This window comes from Pedobacter africanus (genome assembly GCF_040548825.1).
GTDB classification, from domain to species: Bacteria; Bacteroidota; Bacteroidia; order Sphingobacteriales; family Sphingobacteriaceae; genus Pedobacter; species Pedobacter africanus_A.
Genome location: NZ_JBEPSL010000002.1, coordinates 683286 through 700920, shown reverse-complemented (window position 1 = coordinate 700920; position 17635 = coordinate 683286). Strand labels below are relative to the sequence as shown.

Here is a 17635-nt window from a genome sequence, read left to right as displayed (position 1 = left end):
AGATAATACTAAGTCCCAATATTATCTCCCCGAAGTTTCCTGAAACGTTTACGCGCCTCACTGGTATACATGCTGCCGGGGTAATCGTTGATCAGTTTCTGGTAGATGCTTTTTGCCTGCTCGTTATCTTTGAGGTTATTCTCATACAAATCGGCGAGGGTAAACAGGGCGTCATCTGTCCAGATGCTGTTGTTTTGTTTTTCGGTCAGCGTTTTCAGTGCAGTTATGGCGCTGGGAATATCATTGTTTTTGATGTAGATCCTGGACCGGGCCATTAAGATATCATCCGTAAGGCTATTGTTTGGAAATGCAATGGCAATGCTGTCGAGCTTGGCCAGGGCTTGTGCCGGCTGGTTCCTGAACTGCAGCATTTCGGCATCAGCATACATTTTAAGGGCGCTGCTGTCTGTTTTTGATTGCAGGTTATCCGAGATCAGCAAGCTCAGGTTAAGGGCGTCGTTGGCAATCAATTGCGATGTAGAAGCTTTCAGCACGTCGGCCTGCGATTTGGCATAGTTAAAATTGCCCTGATAAAAAGAAAGCCGGGCGGCCCTGTATTTTGCTTCATTGCCGATGTCCTGGTTCTCAAATTGTTTGGCCACCTGTTCATAGATCAGAAAAGCTTCCCAGGGCTGCTGCGTCAAAATATAGATGTCGCCCAGGTCGAGCTTCACCTGGCCGGTTTCGGCAGCAGAAATTCCGGGCGTTTTGAGCAATTCTTCCAGGGTTTTTTCGGCTTTAGGCAGTTCGTTAAGATAATAGGCCTGCAAATTGGCCAGTTTGGTAAGGGCAAAAAGGGTCTGCCTGCTTTTCCCATATTCATCGATAATGGCCTGATATGCTGAGGCCAGATCGGCGATAGTGTTTTTATCAAACTTACCGGCAATCACCAGCTGGTACTTGGCGTTGATCATTTCAACCTTTGCCGGCAGGTACCAGGGGTTTTCTTTGCCTTTGGTCAGTAAATACTCATAAGCCTTGATGGCGGTAGGATAGGCTTTGTTGTCTAAAAAAGTATTAGCCGTATTAAATAAAATAGCGCCATCGTCTTTTATCCGCTTGTCCTGCGCAATGAGCTGCCGTAAGGCCATTTCATATTCCTGCTGCTGCAGGTATTGCCAGATGAGCAGTTTGGTATAGATTTCAGTCTGCGGTTCTTTCTGGATCTTTTTGAGCAGCGCCGATTGCAGGATCTGGTAATCGGCATTGTCCTCAAACACAGACGAAAGCACGCTTTCGGCCTGTGGAAGGAGCTGCGGGAGTTGGGGCAGTGCATTCAGGTATTCCTGTACCAGCATGTTTTTGTCTTTTTTGTAGCGGTAAATGCTCAGCAGCTCGTACGTAAAGGGCTGATCGTTGTTCAGGAGCTTACGGCCCTGTAAAAAAGCAGATATAGCCAGGTCGTAAGCCTGGAAACCGTAAAAATGATTGGCGATTTCCCTGATCTTAAATTCATCTGCCGGTAAATTGGCGATTACCTGCATATACATTTTATTGGCCGCTTCAGTCTGGCCTTTGTCCTGATAAATCCTGGCCAGCGCAATGCCATACTGGAGACTTTTAGGGTTTTGTCTGATCTGTTTTCTGGCAAGTTTCTCTGCTTCATCAAACTTTTTAAGTTTCAGCAGGGAGTTGAAATAGAGTTCAAAATAAGCGTCACTTTTGGTGTTGTTAAATAGTTTTTCCAGCAGTACAGCGGCCTGCTGAAACTGGCCCTGCTGGTAATATTGGTAAGCCAGTGCATCGTCTACATTATCTTGCGCCCAGCAGAGTAATTTTATCAGGCACAATAAAACAGTTACAGCTAATTTCTTCATTTTCAAACTAAGATCGGGAATTTAGCGAATAAAATAGTAAATTCATTTTTCTAATTCATGCGCTATGCCAACAATGGATGGAATGCCCGATCTGGAACAGCTGGAAAGAGAAGTTCTGGAGTTAAATTCAAAATCCGAGGTTTTAGTCACCCAGGTATTGTTTTACTATGTTCTGGGTATTGAAGCGCTGTTTCCCGAGATGCATTGTTCTATCATGAAAGTTAAAAACGGCAGGTTGTATGGCTGGGTTGCGCCCTCCTTGCCCAAAGATTATCTGGAACAGATTGAAGGGATCAAGATTGATGACAACATGGGCTCCTGCGGTACGGCAGCCTTTTTAAAGCAAACGGTGATTGTGGCCGATATTGGACAGGATGAAAAATGGGATGGCTATCAGGAAATTGCCCTGAAGCACAACCTGCTGGCCTGCTGGTCGAGACCTATCATTAATTCCGCCGGTAAGGTTATGGCTACTTTTGGGATGTACTACGGCAAGGTGAAAGTACCCAATGAAGAAGAAATAAAAATAGTGGAAAGGGCCAGTTCCTTACTGCAGGTTATCCTGGAAAGCAGGCAATATGCCGAGGCGCTGAAATCCAGCAATGAGTTGTATGATTACGTGAACAAAGCAACCAATGATGCCATATATGACTGGGATATTGTTGGTAATAACCTGGAATGGGGCGGAGCTTTTTTCAGGGTTTTAGGCTACCAGCCTGATGACGGGCGGTTTCCTATTGAAAGGTGGGTAGAAATGATTCACCAGGAGGATGTTGATCCGGTTACAAGGAGCCTGCGGGATGCTTTACGGGATCCTGATAAAACCAACTGGACAGCCCAGTACCGGTTTAAACGGGGCGACGAAAGTTATGCATTTATAGAAGAAAACGGATACATTTTGAGGAATGCGGATGGCGAGGCCATCCGGATGGTGGGGACGATGCGCGACATCACCGAACGCATCAATTACATTCATACTATTGAACAGCAGAACCATAGGCTCAAAGATATTGCCTGGGCACAAACCCACCTGGTGAGGGCACCCCTGGCCCGCATTATGGGGCTGGTTCAGCTACTCCGGGAGCCGGAAAGCGAAAATGTAGACGAACAGCAGGTCATTGCTTTTTTACATGATTCTGCAAAGGAACTGGACAGTGTGATCAAGGGGATTATCGAAAAAAGCCTGAGCTGAGCTGCAAGAAAATTTGCTCAGACATCAAGTTCTATATTGATCACTGTGCCTTCAGCAGGTTTTGAATGGAGTTGAATGCTGCCATTCAGGTGTGCTACCCGGTTTTTAATGTTGCTGATTCCCATGCCGGCAATTGGTGCAGTGCTGTCAAAGCCCCTGCCATTGTCTTCAACGGTAAGGTAAAACCTCTGCTGGTTTTGGCTGCATTGAAATAGAATTGAGGTGGCATGGGCATGTTTGATCACATTGGCCAGGATTTCCTGTGCAATCCTGTAAATGGTAATCTGTGCATTTAAAGGGATGGTTTTTTGCAGGTTTATGGCTTCAAAGTGCAGGCTCAGGTTGTTGCGCATAACCGATTCACAAAGTTCCTTTAAGGCTGCTTCAAGTCCGTAAAGCAGTAAGGTTTGCGGCATCATATTGCGGGCAATGTGCCTCAGTTCAGTTACCGAGCCGTCCAATTGGGCAACGATCTGCTGCAATTCAGCATCCTGTGTTTTTGTTTTTGCCCAGGCCGATAAACTGAGCTTAATGCCGGCCAGCATGCTGCCCAATCCATCATGCAGGTCTTTTGCCAGCCTGTTCCTTTCACTTTCTTCTGCATCTAACATGGCCTTTACCAACTCTATTTGCTGTTTCTGCTCTAACTCAGTTACTTTTTGGCTGGCAATTTTTTTCTGGCTTTTGTAGTAGAAATAGATAAAGAACACCAGGATAAAAAGGAACAGACATGCACCGGCGAGCAGCCAGTTGTAAAGGCGGTTATTTTTGAGGGTCAGCAGGGCATGTTTTTTCTCTGCGCTAAGCAATGCAATCTTTTTCTGCTTTTCAGCAGTCTGGTATTTAATTTCCAGTTCATTGATGTCGGTTTTTATCCGGGACTCACTGGTGCTGTCCAGCAATAGCAATGCTTTATCAGACCATTCGTAGGCTTTACGAAAATCGCCAAGTTTGCTATAGGTTCCGGCCAATTCATAATACTGTCTTATCCGGTTACTTGCAAAAGGGAGGGTTGGTTGCTGAAGGATATCTAACAGCACTTGTTTTGCATTTTCGTATTTGCCTTGCCTGGAATAGGTTTTGTATTTTTCAAATAAAAGGCTTTCTACGCTGTAAGATTTGTTTTTCTGTTTAGCAAGTGCAATGCCCTTGTCGAAACTAAGCTGTGCCTCGTTGTAAAGCCCCATGCGGTCAAAATACATGCCCTCCAGCTGATAACAATCTATGGTAAAAACAGAAGCCGGGTAAGGATCCAGCAGCGCCTTTGCCTGATCGAGCATGGCTTTGGACGAAGGGAATTTCTTTTGAAGGATGTAATTTTTTGCTGCACGCATATAGGTGTCTGCAAGTACCGAAGGATAAGGCGACGGCTTTAAAAGGGGAATGGCCTTTAAAAAATATTCTTCCGCTTTATCGTAATGCAGGGTATTGGTAAAAACAAGCCCGATATTCAGGTAACAATTACCCACCATGCCCATATCTCCTGCCTGTTGCGCTAATGGGATGCAACGGGTCAGCAGAATATCCATAAACTTTTTTTCCTGGTCTTCATGCTGCAATAAAGAACCATAACCCAGCCATGCCCTGGCCCGGTATTGGTAGGCTTCTGGTAGGCTGAACCTGGCCAGTAAACTGTCAGACTTCATATACATCCGTTTTGCCAGCGGTTTGTTGGTTTCCCAAAAGTAAGCCGCTGTAAAGTAGTTGCTGAGTGCCTGGAGATAAGGATTGTTTTTACTTAGCGCTTTTCCTTTAATGAGGTATTGCCAGGATTTAGCCGTATCCAAATCAGACCAGTAGTAGGAGAGTGTAAAATTTGCCCTGGCTTTAACCGCAGCATCTGCATTACCGTTTAACAAGCCGTTTAAGCTGTCGGTAAATTTCTTTTCATCCAATGGAGGGGTTTGTGCAGCAACATCAAGACTAATGCCCAGTAAAAATGTGATAAAACAAATCAGGCGGATCATAAGACAAGATAACAAAAGTAAGTAACAATTAGGCTTTAAAGTAACAATATTGGTGTATTGCCTTGGTACAAAGGGCATGTTGCGTAGCTTTGTAAGCTAATCAGTGATATGACCGGATTTAAAAGATATTTCAAGCTCTTTTTTGCGTTTTCCTTTGCGCTCAGTTTTGCGTTTTTATGGCCTGCCTGCCAGCCGCAAAAGGAGACAAGGGTAATCCCTGTTGACGATTTTTTTAAATCGCAGCAAAAGATCGCATACAGATTGTCTCCTGATGGCAAACACCTTTCTTACCTTAAACTGCAAGGAAAAGACCAGAACCTCTATATTGAAAATGTTGAAGGCGGAAAAGGCAAAAGTATTACGCGCCTGAAGAACAAGAGCATCGTATTTTATTTTTGGGTAAGCAACAACGAACTGATCTATTACAAAGAAATTGATGCCGCTAAACGCCAATCCGATATCTTCATCATTGATAAAGACGGGAACAACGAGCGACAGTTACTGAATAACGATAAAAGCCGCTTAAAGGTAATTGAAGATCAGCTGATCGACGATAAATACCTGCTGGTTTCGTCCAATAAAAGAGATTCGACGGTTTTTGATGTTTATCGCTTAAATGTGCGGAACGGAGAGATGGAGATGGCCGCCAGGAACCCGGGAAATATTGTCGACTGGCGTACGGATTCGGAAGGAAAGCTGCGCCTGGCAGTGAGCAGTGACGGGGTGAATTCAACCATACTTTACAGGGAAAATGAAAGCCAGGCCTTTAAAAAGGTATTAGCCAGTAATTTTAAAGACACCTTCCATCCCGTGGCTTTTGACCACCAGCGGCCAAATGTAATTTATGCCATATCTGATGTGAACCGGGATAAAACCGCTTTGGTAGAAGTCGATTGCAATACCGGAAAAGAACTAAAGAATATTTTTTGTAACGATACACTGAACATTACCGATGCCCAATATTCAAAGAAAAAACAAAAGCTTTCTTTTGTGGTGTATGAAACCTGGAAAAAGGAGAAGCACTTTCTGGACGACTCTGTGAAGCAGCTTTACAGCAATCTGGATAAGCTGTTACCGAAAACCGAGACCAGGATATTTGATATGGATGAGGCGGAGAGTGTGTTTATACTCCGGACCTTTACTGACCGTAACCCGGGTTCTTATTACCTGTATTTTGCCAATACCGGCAAGCTGAGAAAGCTGAGTGATTTTAATGCTTCCCTTCATGAAAATGAGCTCTGCGAAATGAAACCGGTAAGCTATAGTTCACGTGATGGTCTCAGGATTCATGGTTACCTTACCTTGCCCTTGAATAAGGCTGCACAAAACCTGCCTGTAGTGGTATTGCCGCATGATGCTGCGGCCCAGAGAAACCTCTGGGGTTATAACCCCGAAGTTCAGTTCCTGGCCAACAGGGGGTATGCAGTATTTCAGGTGAACTACAGGGGTTCCTCCGGTTATGGGAAAACATTTGCTGCAGCTGGTTTTAAAGAGTGGGGCGGGAAAATCCAGGACGACATTGACGATGGTGTGAAATGGCTGATCGGTAAAAAAATTGCCGATCCTAAAAGAATTGCTCTATATGGAAGTGGTTTTGGTGGTTATATTGCTTTAAACGGACTGTACCTAAGCAAGGGCATGTACACCTGTGCAGCCTCAAATTCTGGGGTTATCAATCTGCTTACCTATCTCAAATCTATCCCTCCATACCAAAAACCTAACCTGCAAATGTATTACGAGGTTATTGGCAATCCGGTAAAGGATATGGACAGGATGAGGCAGGTATCGCCGCTGTTCCAGACCGATAAGATCAATGCCCCGGTGCTGCTGGCCGAAAATATCAACGACCCGAACAACAATTCAGGCGAGGCCATACAGTTTGTAAAAAACCTCAAGAAAAGAAATGTCAGCATCACATACCTGGAAACCGATGGAGACGTGATCTTTGGCAGAAACCCCGATGTGAGGCATAAATTTTATACCGCCCTGGAAGAATTTTTAGAAGTTAACCTGAAAAGGAAGTAAATTCACGCATGGCTTCAGAAAAAAGAGACGGTTACCGTAAGAATTTTTCGTTGATACTTACCTTCATCGTGCTGATGTCTGTGCTGTTCCTGCTTTCTCTTGGGCTGGCTTACCGGTTCAGTACAAAATACATCGAAAACGAGTTTGTTTCCGAAAAAGTAAACGTACTGGAAGAGAGTATTAAACCGTATAACGATTTCTTTCAGAAAAAGCTGCCAGAGGTTTCTTTTTATAACGGATACCTGGATTCTGCCACAGCGGCCAGCTTTGTTGATACGGTTTTACTGGAATATCCTTTTGTTTCAAAGGTTGTTTTTTATGATTCCGAAGTGAGCAATACTCCCGTTAGCGATGGCCTGAATATAGGGAAATTCTCCTTTGGCCCTAAAAACATCTACCAGTTTGGCAGCCTGGTACCTCTGGATTCTGTACAGCTCTTTTCCAGGAACAATACCCGTAATTTTATTGTAGGCGATGATTTTAATGCATTAGGACTAAAACTGGTGTCTTACATTGAGAGCCTGGATACTACACGTGTGCCCGGACAGGACGAGCTGTTCAGCAATTTCAGTAATGTGCGTTCCAACAAAATCACCTACCTGAATATTCCAAGGCTGGAAGACCTGAAGGCTTATAAACACATGATGCGAAACCGCCTGGAAGCCAATCCTGTTTACCAGCAGGATATGCTTTCCTTTCAGCTCGATCCTTATAAAATAAAGATCATGAATACCCGGCCGCTATTGTACCAGTACATTAAAATTGAGCCGCTTACTTACGATCCGCTGGATACTACCGAGGTATACCTGAGCACAGAGATTACACTGCCGGGGCCATTTTCGGATTATAAGCTTTATTTCATCTCCTCAAAATCTTTCATAGAAAAGGAGGTTTTCAGCTATTTTTTACCAATAGCACTTGCATTGCTCTTGTTTTATGGCATCGTTGTGCTGGTGGCTTTTCTCATCTACCGTAACCTGAACATCAACCAGAAGATGTTTAAGCTGCAATACGACTTTGTAAACAACCTGACGCATGAATTCAAGACACCCGTCAGCGTCATAAAGATTGCGGGGAACAACATCAAAAGTGCTACGGTGCTGACAGACCGGGAGTTGAAACTATATGGTAAGATCCTGGACGAAGAGGCCGATAAGCTGAACGGGCTGATGAATAAGCTGCTGGCATTTACACAGATAGAAAATAAGTCAATAGCCTTGAACCGCGATGAGATCAGGATCGTTGATTTTATGGAAAGTACCGTTGAGGCACACCGCTTAAAGCACCCCGACTTTGATTTCACCTACGAAATCTCAGGATTCAAAACTTTTGTTACCGATCCGGTGCTGCTGGGCAGCCTGTTCGATAACCTGGCCGAAAATGCTTATAAATATTCACCTGCAGAGCGGAAAAAATTGCACATCAGTGCAAGACTGATCAAAGGAAAAGTAGTGTTCAGGTTTGCCGATCAGGGCATCGGTATCCCCGCCTCAGAAATTAATAATATATTTAAGAAGTTTTTCCGCATCCAGAACCAGTACAACCAGAACGGTAGTGTGGGCCTGGGTTTGGCTTTCTGTAAGGAACTGGTTAACTTTATGAAGGGCGAAATTACAGTGAGGAGTAAGGTGAACAAAGGAACAGAATTTAAAATTGTACTACCATATAATGATTAATACTATGTCGAAAGGAGTTAAAATACTGATTGTTGAGGACGATGAAAATTTACGTTTTTTAGTGGTACATCGTTTAAAGGCCGAAGGATATGAGGTTTCGGAAGTGGGCGATGGGGAAGCTGCGGAAAAGCTCATCTTATCGGAAAAACCTGATATTGTTTTGTTAGACTGGATGTTGCCCGGAAAACAGGGTGCACAGGTGTGCGAGGAGGTACGTAAGCAGGGATTTGACAACCTGATCATCATGATGACCGCGAAAGCCCAGGACGTGGATAAGATCGATGCCTATAATTTTGGGGTTTCTGACTATGTGAGCAAGCCTTTTAACATGGATGTACTGGTGGCTATGCTCGATAGTAAGGTGAAATTTATTTTAAACAACGAACGTTCTGAGGTACACCGCTTTGGCAATATGGAACACCACCCTAATATCCACACTTTGTTCAGGGAAGGTAAAAAGATAGAACTTACGATTCTGGAAAACCGGATATTATTGTACTTTTTGCGGAACCCGAATAAGGTAATCAACCGGGATGAGCTGATGCTGGTGGTATGGGGTTATAATTCTGATGTGAATACCCGTACGCTGGACATGCACATTGTACGCCTGCGTAAAAAGATAGAGCTGAACCCGGATAATCCGCAGCTGCTGCAGACGGTAAGGGGGGTAGGTTATCGTTTTAACCCGGCTTAACTGATAAAGCTGATCAGTACAAGTACCAGGTATTGCAGCAGCATGGTGCCGTCCAGGTAAAAGAAATAGTAGTATTCATTCTTTTTGATATTGGACTTAAAGATCAGCCAGCCAGTGAGCAATAGGGTTAGCGTTAGGCCAATGGTATCTGCATTTACGGTCTGGTTAAACAGGATAAGCAATACCAGGTAAGCCACAAGCAGGAACTGACAGAAGATGTAGGCCTTTTTTTCTCCCAGCATTACGGGAATGGTTTTTAACGCATACAGTTTATCCTGGAAGAGGTCCCGTATATCGAAGGGTATGGTGATGGCTGCAATGAAGAGAAAGCGTTTGGCCACCAGCAGCAAGGTTTCTGCCGATGAAATGTTGATCTGGTAATTGTGTTCCAGTTCTACCACCGGCAGCAGCACGCAGCTTACAGACCATACCAATGCAATCAGGAACAGTTTGATGCCGGGGATGTTCCTGAGGCCGATCTGCTGGTTGTTGAGCGTTAAAAATGGAACATTATAACCCAGGGCCAATACGGCAGTAAAGATCATGAGCAGTTTAGCTTCTATACTGAGGTACAGCAGGCCCAGTGGGATAAGGCAAAGCATGGAAATGAGCGTAATCGAGATGATGAGCCGGTGATGCGAAAAGATCCATCTTACCCTTACAAAGGGCGAATCTTCGGGGTTTTTGGGCTTGGACAGCAGCATGCTGAAATTGTAAATGCTCAGCGTACCGAAAAAGATAATGGCCAGGATGTATTTATCTGGTTTTGCATGCAGCAGATGATAGGTTACCAAACCCTGGGCTACGGCACATACGGCAATAAACAGGTTGCTGAAAAGCAAAAAATCAAGAATAGGCAAGAGCACTTTTTTGATCATGTGCAGCAAATATTTGGATTAAGCCCGTGTCAACTCAAATATCGTTATTTCCGGCAAAATTCCAACCCTTCCCGGGTAACCTAAAAAGCCATAGCCCACGTTTACATACAATTGCTGGTTTTGTTCCCGGTATAAACCGGCCCATTCTTTATAGATGTATTGTACCGGGCTCCACTGGAAATGCTCGGTGCGCACACCAAACTGCATCCCATGGGTATGTCCGCTAAACATGGCGTCTATCTGCTGATATTTTTCCAGCACCTGCCCGCGCCAGTGTGAGGGATCGTGCGACAGGAGCAGCTTTACAGGGAGGTCATCGGTGTTTTGCACCGCCAGTTCCATCTTCCCGTATTTAGGGAAGCGGCCCATACCCCAGTTTTCTATACCCAGGATCCCTATTTCTTCCCCGTCTACTTTTAACCGTCTGTTTTCATTCATCAGCAGGTCCCAACCCATTAATTTATGGGTTTTGATCACATCCTGCAGGTTTTTTGCTTTTGCAGGAGAAGGAGATCTGCCGTAGTGGTAGTCGCCGTAATCGTGGTTGCCCAGGGTAGAATATACACCCAGGGGGGCTTTTACTTTACTGAAAATGTCCTGGTAGTTGCGCATTTCGGAAGCCATATCGTTCACCAGGTCGCCCGTAAAGAAAACAAAGTCGGGTTTTTCGCCAAGCAGCAGTTCTACCCCGCCCATTACGGCTTTTTTGTTATAGAAGCTGCCGGAATGAATATCGGATATCTGGGCCATTTTTATGCCGTCAAATGCCTTAGGTAAATTAGGCAATACCAGTTTGCGGCGCTTTATTTTGTAATCGTAGGCCCCCGATAGCACACCCCAACTCAACGAGGCCAGCGGAATGGCCGCGGTAACCAGTCCCGCTTTCATTAGAAAGGCAGAACGGCTGATGTTTTCCTGGGGAGCCTGAACTGCAGTTGTTTTGCGCGGGCGCTTTAACCGGATGATCAGCCTGCGCAGATCGTCGATCAGCAGGAAAGGCAGCATCACCACTTTACAAACTACAGTAAGAAAAAAGGCCACAAGGATTACTGCCCTTACAGTGAGGTAAAGATTAAGGTAGATGCTGGCAAAAACACCCAGCAGTAAACCTATGGTATAGGTCCACCATAAAATGCCGAATATCTTTTTGGTGCCGGGCCTCCACTTTTTAAAGGTATTTAATATGGCGCGATAGCAGTAATAATCGAACACCAGCAGGAAAGCGCAGAAGAACAGAATGATTGATAACCTACCCATAATTTTCCTCGTCGTCGTCTTGTTCCAGGTCCATATTAAACAGGCTATCGAACATGTCGGAGAAGCCAAAGCCACCTTCCAGGTAGTTTTTATTCAATTGCGAATATTCGGCCAGGCCATGCAATACAAATTCCATCAGCAGCAGGCTTTGGTTTTCACTTAACTTGGGATGAAATTTCTTTACCAGGTCTTTCAGTCCTGCAACCTTCATCAATTCCTTTTTGTATTGTGCAGCACTCAGGTCATCCGAGATATCCAGGCTGTGCCCCTCGGTGAACCACTCGGTTATGCTTAAATAAGGGTTTGCAGATTTGCTTTTCTTCGCCTTTTCGGGATCGGGGAAATAGCGGGTAAACAGGCTTTTGATGGCCTTGCCGATCAGGGTGTTGGCTACTTTTGCAGGCCCTTCCAGTTCTCCTTCATATACCAGCTCAATTTTTCCGGTTACAGCCGGAATAATGCCCGTAAGATCTGACAGGCGTACGGCTGTGGTTTTCTCTCTGTTGATCAGCATTCTGCGTTCAGCGGTACTGATCAGGTTTTCATAGGCCGATATGGTTAGCCTTGCCGATACACCTGATTTCTGGTCGATAAATTCGCTTTTCCGGGCTTCAAATGCAACCTGCTCTACCAGGTCTTTTACGAGTCCGTCGGCTTCAATACGCTGTGTCTGTTCTGCACTGATCCTAGCCTCCTGGAAAGTGATCTTTCTGGAAATGGCAATGGTTTTAGGGTAGTGGGTAAGGATCTGGCTTTCAATACGGTCTTTTAAGGGGGTTACAATAGATCCGCGATTGGTATAATCTTCAGGATTTGCGGTAAACACGAACTGAACATCGAGCGGCAGGCGCAATTTAAAGCCCCTGATCTGTATATCCTTCTCCTGGAGCATATTGAATAGTGCAACCTGTATGCGTGCCTGGAGGTCGGGCAGCTCGTTGATCACAAAAATGCTGCGGTGAGCCCTTGGAATCAGTCCGAAATGGATGACCCTTTCATCGTTATACGTCAGTTTAAGCGTTGCTGCTTTAATGGGATCTACATCACCAATCAAATCGGCAACGGTTACATCCGGGGTGGCCAGTTTTTCGGTATAGCGTTCCGAGCGATGCTGCCAGCTAATAGGCGTATTGTCGCCATGTATCATGAGCTCATGTTTGGCATACCAGGAAATGGGGTTCAGCGGATCGTCAAAAATCTCACTGCCGCTTACATAAGGAATGTATTCGTCTAACAGGTTCACCATTAAACGTGCAATGCGCGTTTTTGCCTGGCCGCGTAAACCCAGCAGCAGGATGTTGTGACGGGATAAAATGGCTGTTTGCAGTTCTGGTATTACCGTTTCATCGTATCCTAAAATGCCATCAAAGCCGGCATCTTTATCCTGCAACTGCCTGATCAGGTTTTTACGCAGTTCTTCTTTAACAGAAAGCGGGGTGTAATTGGAGGCTTTTAATGCTCCGAGTGTTTTGATATTGATATGGTCCATTATCTGACTGTCTTTCTCCTGTTCTTAATGTAATCTTCAAAAATATATTCTCCCAATCCGTTCAGTGAGCTATAAAATGCCCTTCCGCCATTGATTTGGGTAAACTCCCTTACAAATTGCTGCAGATAGGGGTCTTTGGCAATCATAAAGGTGGTGATGGGAATTCCCAGGCGCTTGCACTGGGCTGCCATGTTCAGGGTTTTGCTGATTACTTTTCGGTCCAGTCCCACACTGTTCTTGTAATAGCGGCCGTTTTCTTTCAGGCAGGTAGGTTTGCCATCGGTAATCATAAAGATCTGTTTGTTGTGCGTTTTGCGCCTGCGAAGCAGGTCGGTAGCCAGCTCCAGCCCGGCAAAGGTATTGGTATGGTAGGGGCCAACCTGCAGATAAGGCAGGTCTTTTACAGTAATGGGCCAGGCATCGTTTCCAAAAACCACAATATCGAGGGTGTCCTTGGGGTATCGGGTTTTTATGAGTTCCGCCAGGGCCATGGCTACTTTTTTTGCGGGTGTGATGCGGTCCTCGCCATACAGGATCATGGAATGGGAAATGTCGATCATGAGTACGGTAGAGGTAAGGGTCTTGTAATCCTTTTCTTCTACTTCCAGGTCCCGCTCGGTAAGGGTAAAGTTGCCAATGCCGTGATTGATCTGGGCATTGTGTATAGATGCGGTCATGTCTATCTGATCCAGGCTGTCGCCAAAAGTATATTCCCTTCTGTCGGCATTCTTTTCTTCACCGATTCCTGAAATGTTACTATTGTGGTTCCCTTTTCCTGCCTTTTTTAGCTTGCCAAAGATTTCTTCAAGCGCCGATTGGCGAATGGTCTGTTCTGTTTTGGCGGTTATGCTGAGGTCGCCATTGGCGGGGTTTTCCTGCAGGTAGCCTTTTTCTTTCAGCTCCTCTATAAAATCGCCCATACCATACGCATTGTTGGTAAACTTGTACTGCTTATCCAGCTCGTTCATCCAGGCAAGGGTTTCCCCGGCATCACCTGCGGTGTAATTGAGCAGCTGGGTAAACAGCTTCAGCAATTCCTCAAAACCACCTTTTGGCAGGTCATCAGGTTTAAAATCAGAAAATCGGAACCCTCTCATGTATTCAGTATAAACGAATTACCGAAGGTAAAAGTTTGTATGTTCAGTAATGTTATCCGCTTGTAAAAAGACGGCAGGGATAATTTACTTCGGATTGCCTTCGGCCAGTGCGTTTTCAGCCCTTTTGATGGCCAGGCGTTCTCTCCATTTTGCATATGGGGCTTTAAAGGCCATTTTGAGCACACTGTCCAGCCCGCCTTTTACAGCCAGGTTAAACACACTTTGTGCTTTGCGTGTAATGGAAGCATCCCAGGCCCTAAGGCTCAAAGAAAAGGAGCCGTCCAGGTATTTCATCCAGTGCCACATACCTGTAGGCATAAACAGGGTATCGCCATGTTCCAGAAACACTTCATACCCCTCCACACCTTTCAGTGCCGGGAATTTCTCGAAGTCAGGATTGGCAACATCATAGTCTTCCAGCGCGTAGGTTGCATTTGGAATGCAGTAAAGCCGCTTTTTCCATTTGTTATCGAACAGGATGATGTGTTTTCTGCCACCAAAATGGGTATGGAAAAGATGGGGCAGGTCTATGTCGTAATGCAGGAAGGTAACGGAGTTGGAGCCGCCAAAAAACATGGCCGGCATGCTTTCTATGAAGCCACCCATCAGGTCTTTCGGGATCACGATGTCATTGATCAGATCGGGATGGTGTTTGAAAAGGTTAAAGAAAAATATACGAAGTTCGGTAGGTTCCCTTTTGATCAGGTCGAGGTAATCTCCGAATTTCATTTCTGCAACCGAGGCATTGATGGGCTTGGAGGGGTCGGCCTTGGAGTTGTCCATCAGGCTTACAGTAATGTCTCCGCCTATCTTTTTCAGATATTCAGTGTCCCATTTTTCGCGGGCCGGCCATGTTTTGGTCAGGCCTTTAATGATCAGCGGACGGCGTGCGTCCAGGTAATTTTTTTTAAAATCAGCAGGGCTGATGCTCTCAACGGTATCTACCGGCTTTAAAATAAAGCTCATATCATTCTATGATAAGGTACATGGAAGCGGCTCAATGCTCGCTGCCGACCTTATTTACAACAAATGTAAATTAAAATTTACAATTTCATATATGATGTGCATCAAAGCCGCCGTTTATGCGGGCCATTGTCTTGCCAATGCTTTATTTGCCCTTTTTATGGCCAGCCCTTCTTTCCAGTTCATGTATTTTTCCCTGAAATTGGCTTTCATAAAATCATCAAACTTACGCTGCAGGGTAAGGTTATACAGACTTTTGGCCTTTACAGTCCAGGATTTGTCCCAGGCCCTCAGGCTGATAGAAAACGAGCCGTCCAGGTATTTCATCCAATGCCAGTAACCTGTAGGCATAAACAGGGTATCGCCATGTTCGAGGAAAGCTTCCACACCCTGAACGCCTTTTAATGCCGGGAATTTCTCAAAATCAGGCCGTTCTACATCGTAATCTTCCAGGGCATAAGTGGCGTAGGGGATCTGGTACAGGCGTTCTTTCCATTTGTTTTCGAACAGGATCACGTGTTTCCGCCCGTTAAAGTGGGTATGGAAGATATGTGCAAGGTCTATGTCGTAATGCAGGAAGGTAACAGAACCTTTGCCGCCAAAAAACATATTCGGATAGCTGTCTAAAAAGCCGCCCATTAATTCTTTAGGTGCCCGGTAATCGTCCAGCAATTTAGGCGCGTGTTTAATTGGGTCAAATAAGAATATTCTAAGGTCGGTAGGTGTATTCCTGATGAGTTCAATGTAATCCTCAAATTTCATTTCAGCTGCGGATGCATTAATAGGCTTGGAGGGATCGGCCTTTGAACTGTCGTACAGCGGCACAGTCTTGTCGCCCACTATGTTTTTCATGTAATCCAGGTTCCATTTTTCATAGGCAGGCCAGGTTCTGGACATGTTTTTTATGATCAATGGTTTGCGGGCGTTCAGGTAGTTTTTTTCAAAATCCGCTTTGCTGATGTCATCAACGATATCGATTGGAGCCAGGTTAAACTTCATATGAATTTAGTGTTAAGATGAAGATGAAACAAAACTATATAATCGGGAAATTGAAAGGTAACCTTTGCAGGAAAAATGGAATAGTTCTGACAAATGGTGTAAAAAAGTCAGGATTTAGTATAGGGGAGTTCCTTGCCATATCAAGGACTTGGTTCACTTTAATTCTTTAATTTCGATTTTGCGGTAATAGGTTTCTGCACCTTCAGACTGGATCAGGATGCGGCCAGAGCGCAGGCTTGCATCGCTGCCTTCGTTCACTACTACACCATTCATGATGTGGGTACATTTGCCATTTTTTGCAATGACCTCTACCCGGTTCCATTCGCCCGAAGGTTTTTCTGCATCTTTTTTCTTAACAATATGTGTGTTTTTTGTAGCGGGGGTTCTCAGGCCATCAATTACCACTGTGGTGCTATCGATGAGCCAGAAATCACCGCAATCACCCTCCTGAATCTGGCACTCAATAGATCGCGGCCAAACCCGGTCTTCTGGTACCACATAGTATAAGATGCCGTTGTCCCTCACCTTATTTTCTCTTGGCGGGTATTTTTTTTCGCCCCATTTGAATTCGGCCACAAGGTGAAAATCCTTAAATGATTTTTCAGTAACCACATAGCCAAACTCCTTGCCGGTTATTTTCAGCAAACCATTTTCGACGGAGAAGACCTGCTCAGGGTCATTGTTTTTTCCTTTTGATTTTAGAAAAGAATACCAGCCCTTAAGGTTCTTTCCGTTAAACAGCGGTTTAAAATCCTGCGCCCGGCCCTTCTGAACAATGGCCATAAATAAGACACAAACAAGCAGCGGATATATCGGTTTGCTTTTCATTATGATTGTTAAAGTACAGCTGCAATAAACTAAAAATGGATTGAATATCAATTGATTAAATTGGCCTGCTTGTATCATATTTTAGCAAAGGCCTTCCTTCAGGGTTACGCACGCTTGCGAATAAGGTACAAGCCCCATAACCAGGTATACCAAGCCGGCTTAAATAGTCGCAAATTGCCTTTAAATTGTCGTATTCTCCCCCTTCTGGCATCTGATTTTACCGGTATCTTTGGTTAAAGCAAAAAATAATATTATGTCAGAAAACAAAGTTTCATTGCACAGAGTAATTAAGGCCTCACCAGAAAAAGTATACCGGGCCTTTACCGAAACCCTGGCCATTGCCTCCTGGCTGCCGCCATATGGTTTTCTTTGTACCGTACACAATATGGATGTTCGTGTAGGTGGTACTTTTAAAATGTCCTTTCACAATTTTACAACCGGCAATGGCCATTCATTTGGCGGAGAGTACCTGGAGGTAAAGCCTGGTGAATTCTTAAAGTATACCGATAAATTTGACGACCCGAACCTTCCGGGGGTAATGACCACCTCAGTATGGCTTAAAAAAACACTGGTAGGTGCCGAACTTAAAGTACTGCAGGAAGGCATTCCGGAAGTAATTCCTGCCGAAATGTGTTACCTCGGCTGGCAGGAATCCCTGGAAAAACTCATTAAACTGGTAGAACCGGAAATTCCGGATGCCTGATCTTTAAACCTTCGCAGACTTCCGGTGTCATAGCATTGTAATCAAGATAA

At 44.8% G+C, this 17635-nt stretch carries 14 protein-coding genes; 5 read left to right on the top strand and 9 right to left on the bottom strand.

The window, feature by feature from the left end:
- Window positions 1-8: 8 nt before the first annotated feature.
- Window positions 9-1817: a tetratricopeptide repeat protein gene (locus ABIE26_RS13105; protein WP_310142256.1), complete on the bottom strand. Its 1809-nt coding sequence runs from the start codon at window positions 1815-1817 to the stop codon at window positions 9-11.
- 64 nt (window positions 1818-1881) lie between these two features.
- Between ABIE26_RS13105 and ABIE26_RS13100 the strand changes: the two genes are divergently transcribed.
- A complete protein-coding gene (locus ABIE26_RS13100; protein WP_310142258.1) occupies window positions 1882-3009 on the top strand; it encodes a PAS domain-containing protein in 1128 nt (375 codons plus the stop codon).
- A 17-nt stretch (window positions 3010-3026) separates the two neighbouring features.
- On the opposite strand, the gene ABIE26_RS13095 is transcribed toward ABIE26_RS13100, so the two are convergent.
- On the bottom strand, window positions 3027-4976 hold the full coding sequence (locus tag ABIE26_RS13095) for a tetratricopeptide repeat-containing sensor histidine kinase (protein WP_310142260.1): 1950 nt from the start codon (window positions 4974-4976) through the stop codon (window positions 3027-3029).
- Window positions 4977-5084: 108 nt separating this feature from the next.
- Between ABIE26_RS13095 and ABIE26_RS13090 the strand changes: the two genes are divergently transcribed.
- The 3 genes from ABIE26_RS13090 to ABIE26_RS13080 are packed head-to-tail and all read left to right on the top strand — an operon-like array spanning window position 5085 to window position 9371.
- Window positions 5085-7001, top strand: coding sequence for a S9 family peptidase (locus ABIE26_RS13090; protein ID WP_310142262.1), 1917 nt, complete (start codon window positions 5085-5087; stop codon window positions 6999-7001).
- Between the two features lie 8 nt (window positions 7002-7009).
- Window positions 7010-8677 (top strand): sensor histidine kinase, encoded by a 1668-nt coding sequence (locus tag ABIE26_RS13085; protein WP_310142263.1) that lies wholly within the window; start codon window positions 7010-7012, stop codon window positions 8675-8677.
- 4 nt (window positions 8678-8681) lie between these two features.
- Window positions 8682-9371: a response regulator transcription factor gene (locus ABIE26_RS13080; protein ID WP_310142266.1), complete on the top strand. Its 690-nt coding sequence runs from the start codon at window positions 8682-8684 to the stop codon at window positions 9369-9371.
- Here the strand turns inward: ABIE26_RS13080 and ABIE26_RS13075 are convergent.
- The 7 genes from ABIE26_RS13075 to ABIE26_RS13045 form a co-directional block, all read right to left on the bottom strand.
- Window positions 9368-10249: a hypothetical protein gene (locus ABIE26_RS13075; RefSeq protein WP_310142268.1), complete on the bottom strand. Its 882-nt coding sequence runs from the start codon at window positions 10247-10249 to the stop codon at window positions 9368-9370. The genes ABIE26_RS13080 and ABIE26_RS13075 overlap by 4 nt on opposite strands.
- Window positions 10250-10267: 18 nt before the next feature.
- A complete protein-coding gene (locus ABIE26_RS13070) occupies window positions 10268-11506 on the bottom strand; it encodes a metallophosphoesterase (protein ID WP_310142270.1) in 1239 nt (412 codons plus the stop codon).
- On the bottom strand, window positions 11499-12995 hold the full coding sequence (locus tag ABIE26_RS13065; protein WP_310142272.1) for a sigma 54-interacting transcriptional regulator: 1497 nt from the start codon (window positions 12993-12995) through the stop codon (window positions 11499-11501). The genes ABIE26_RS13070 and ABIE26_RS13065 overlap by 8 nt, the downstream gene beginning before the upstream one ends.
- A complete protein-coding gene (locus ABIE26_RS13060) occupies window positions 12995-14092 on the bottom strand; it encodes a vWA domain-containing protein (protein WP_310142274.1) in 1098 nt (365 codons plus the stop codon). The genes ABIE26_RS13065 and ABIE26_RS13060 overlap by 1 nt, the downstream gene beginning before the upstream one ends.
- Window positions 14093-14176: 84 nt before the next feature.
- Complete coding sequence (locus tag ABIE26_RS13055; protein ID WP_310142275.1) at window positions 14177-15058, bottom strand: cupin-like domain-containing protein; 882 nt, start codon at window positions 15056-15058, stop codon at window positions 14177-14179.
- Window positions 15059-15172: 114 nt separating this feature from the next.
- Window positions 15173-16054, bottom strand: coding sequence for a cupin-like domain-containing protein (locus ABIE26_RS13050; protein ID WP_310142278.1), 882 nt, complete (start codon window positions 16052-16054; stop codon window positions 15173-15175).
- A gap of 153 nt (window positions 16055-16207) precedes the next feature.
- On the bottom strand, window positions 16208-16882 hold the full coding sequence (locus ABIE26_RS13045) for a 3-keto-disaccharide hydrolase (protein WP_310142280.1): 675 nt from the start codon (window positions 16880-16882) through the stop codon (window positions 16208-16210).
- 253 nt (window positions 16883-17135) lie between these two features.
- On the opposite strand from ABIE26_RS13045, the gene ABIE26_RS13040 reads away from it, so the two are divergent.
- Window positions 17136-17585, top strand: coding sequence for an SRPBCC family protein (locus tag ABIE26_RS13040; RefSeq protein ID WP_310142282.1), 450 nt, complete (start codon window positions 17136-17138; stop codon window positions 17583-17585).
- Window positions 17586-17635 lie beyond the last annotated feature (50 nt).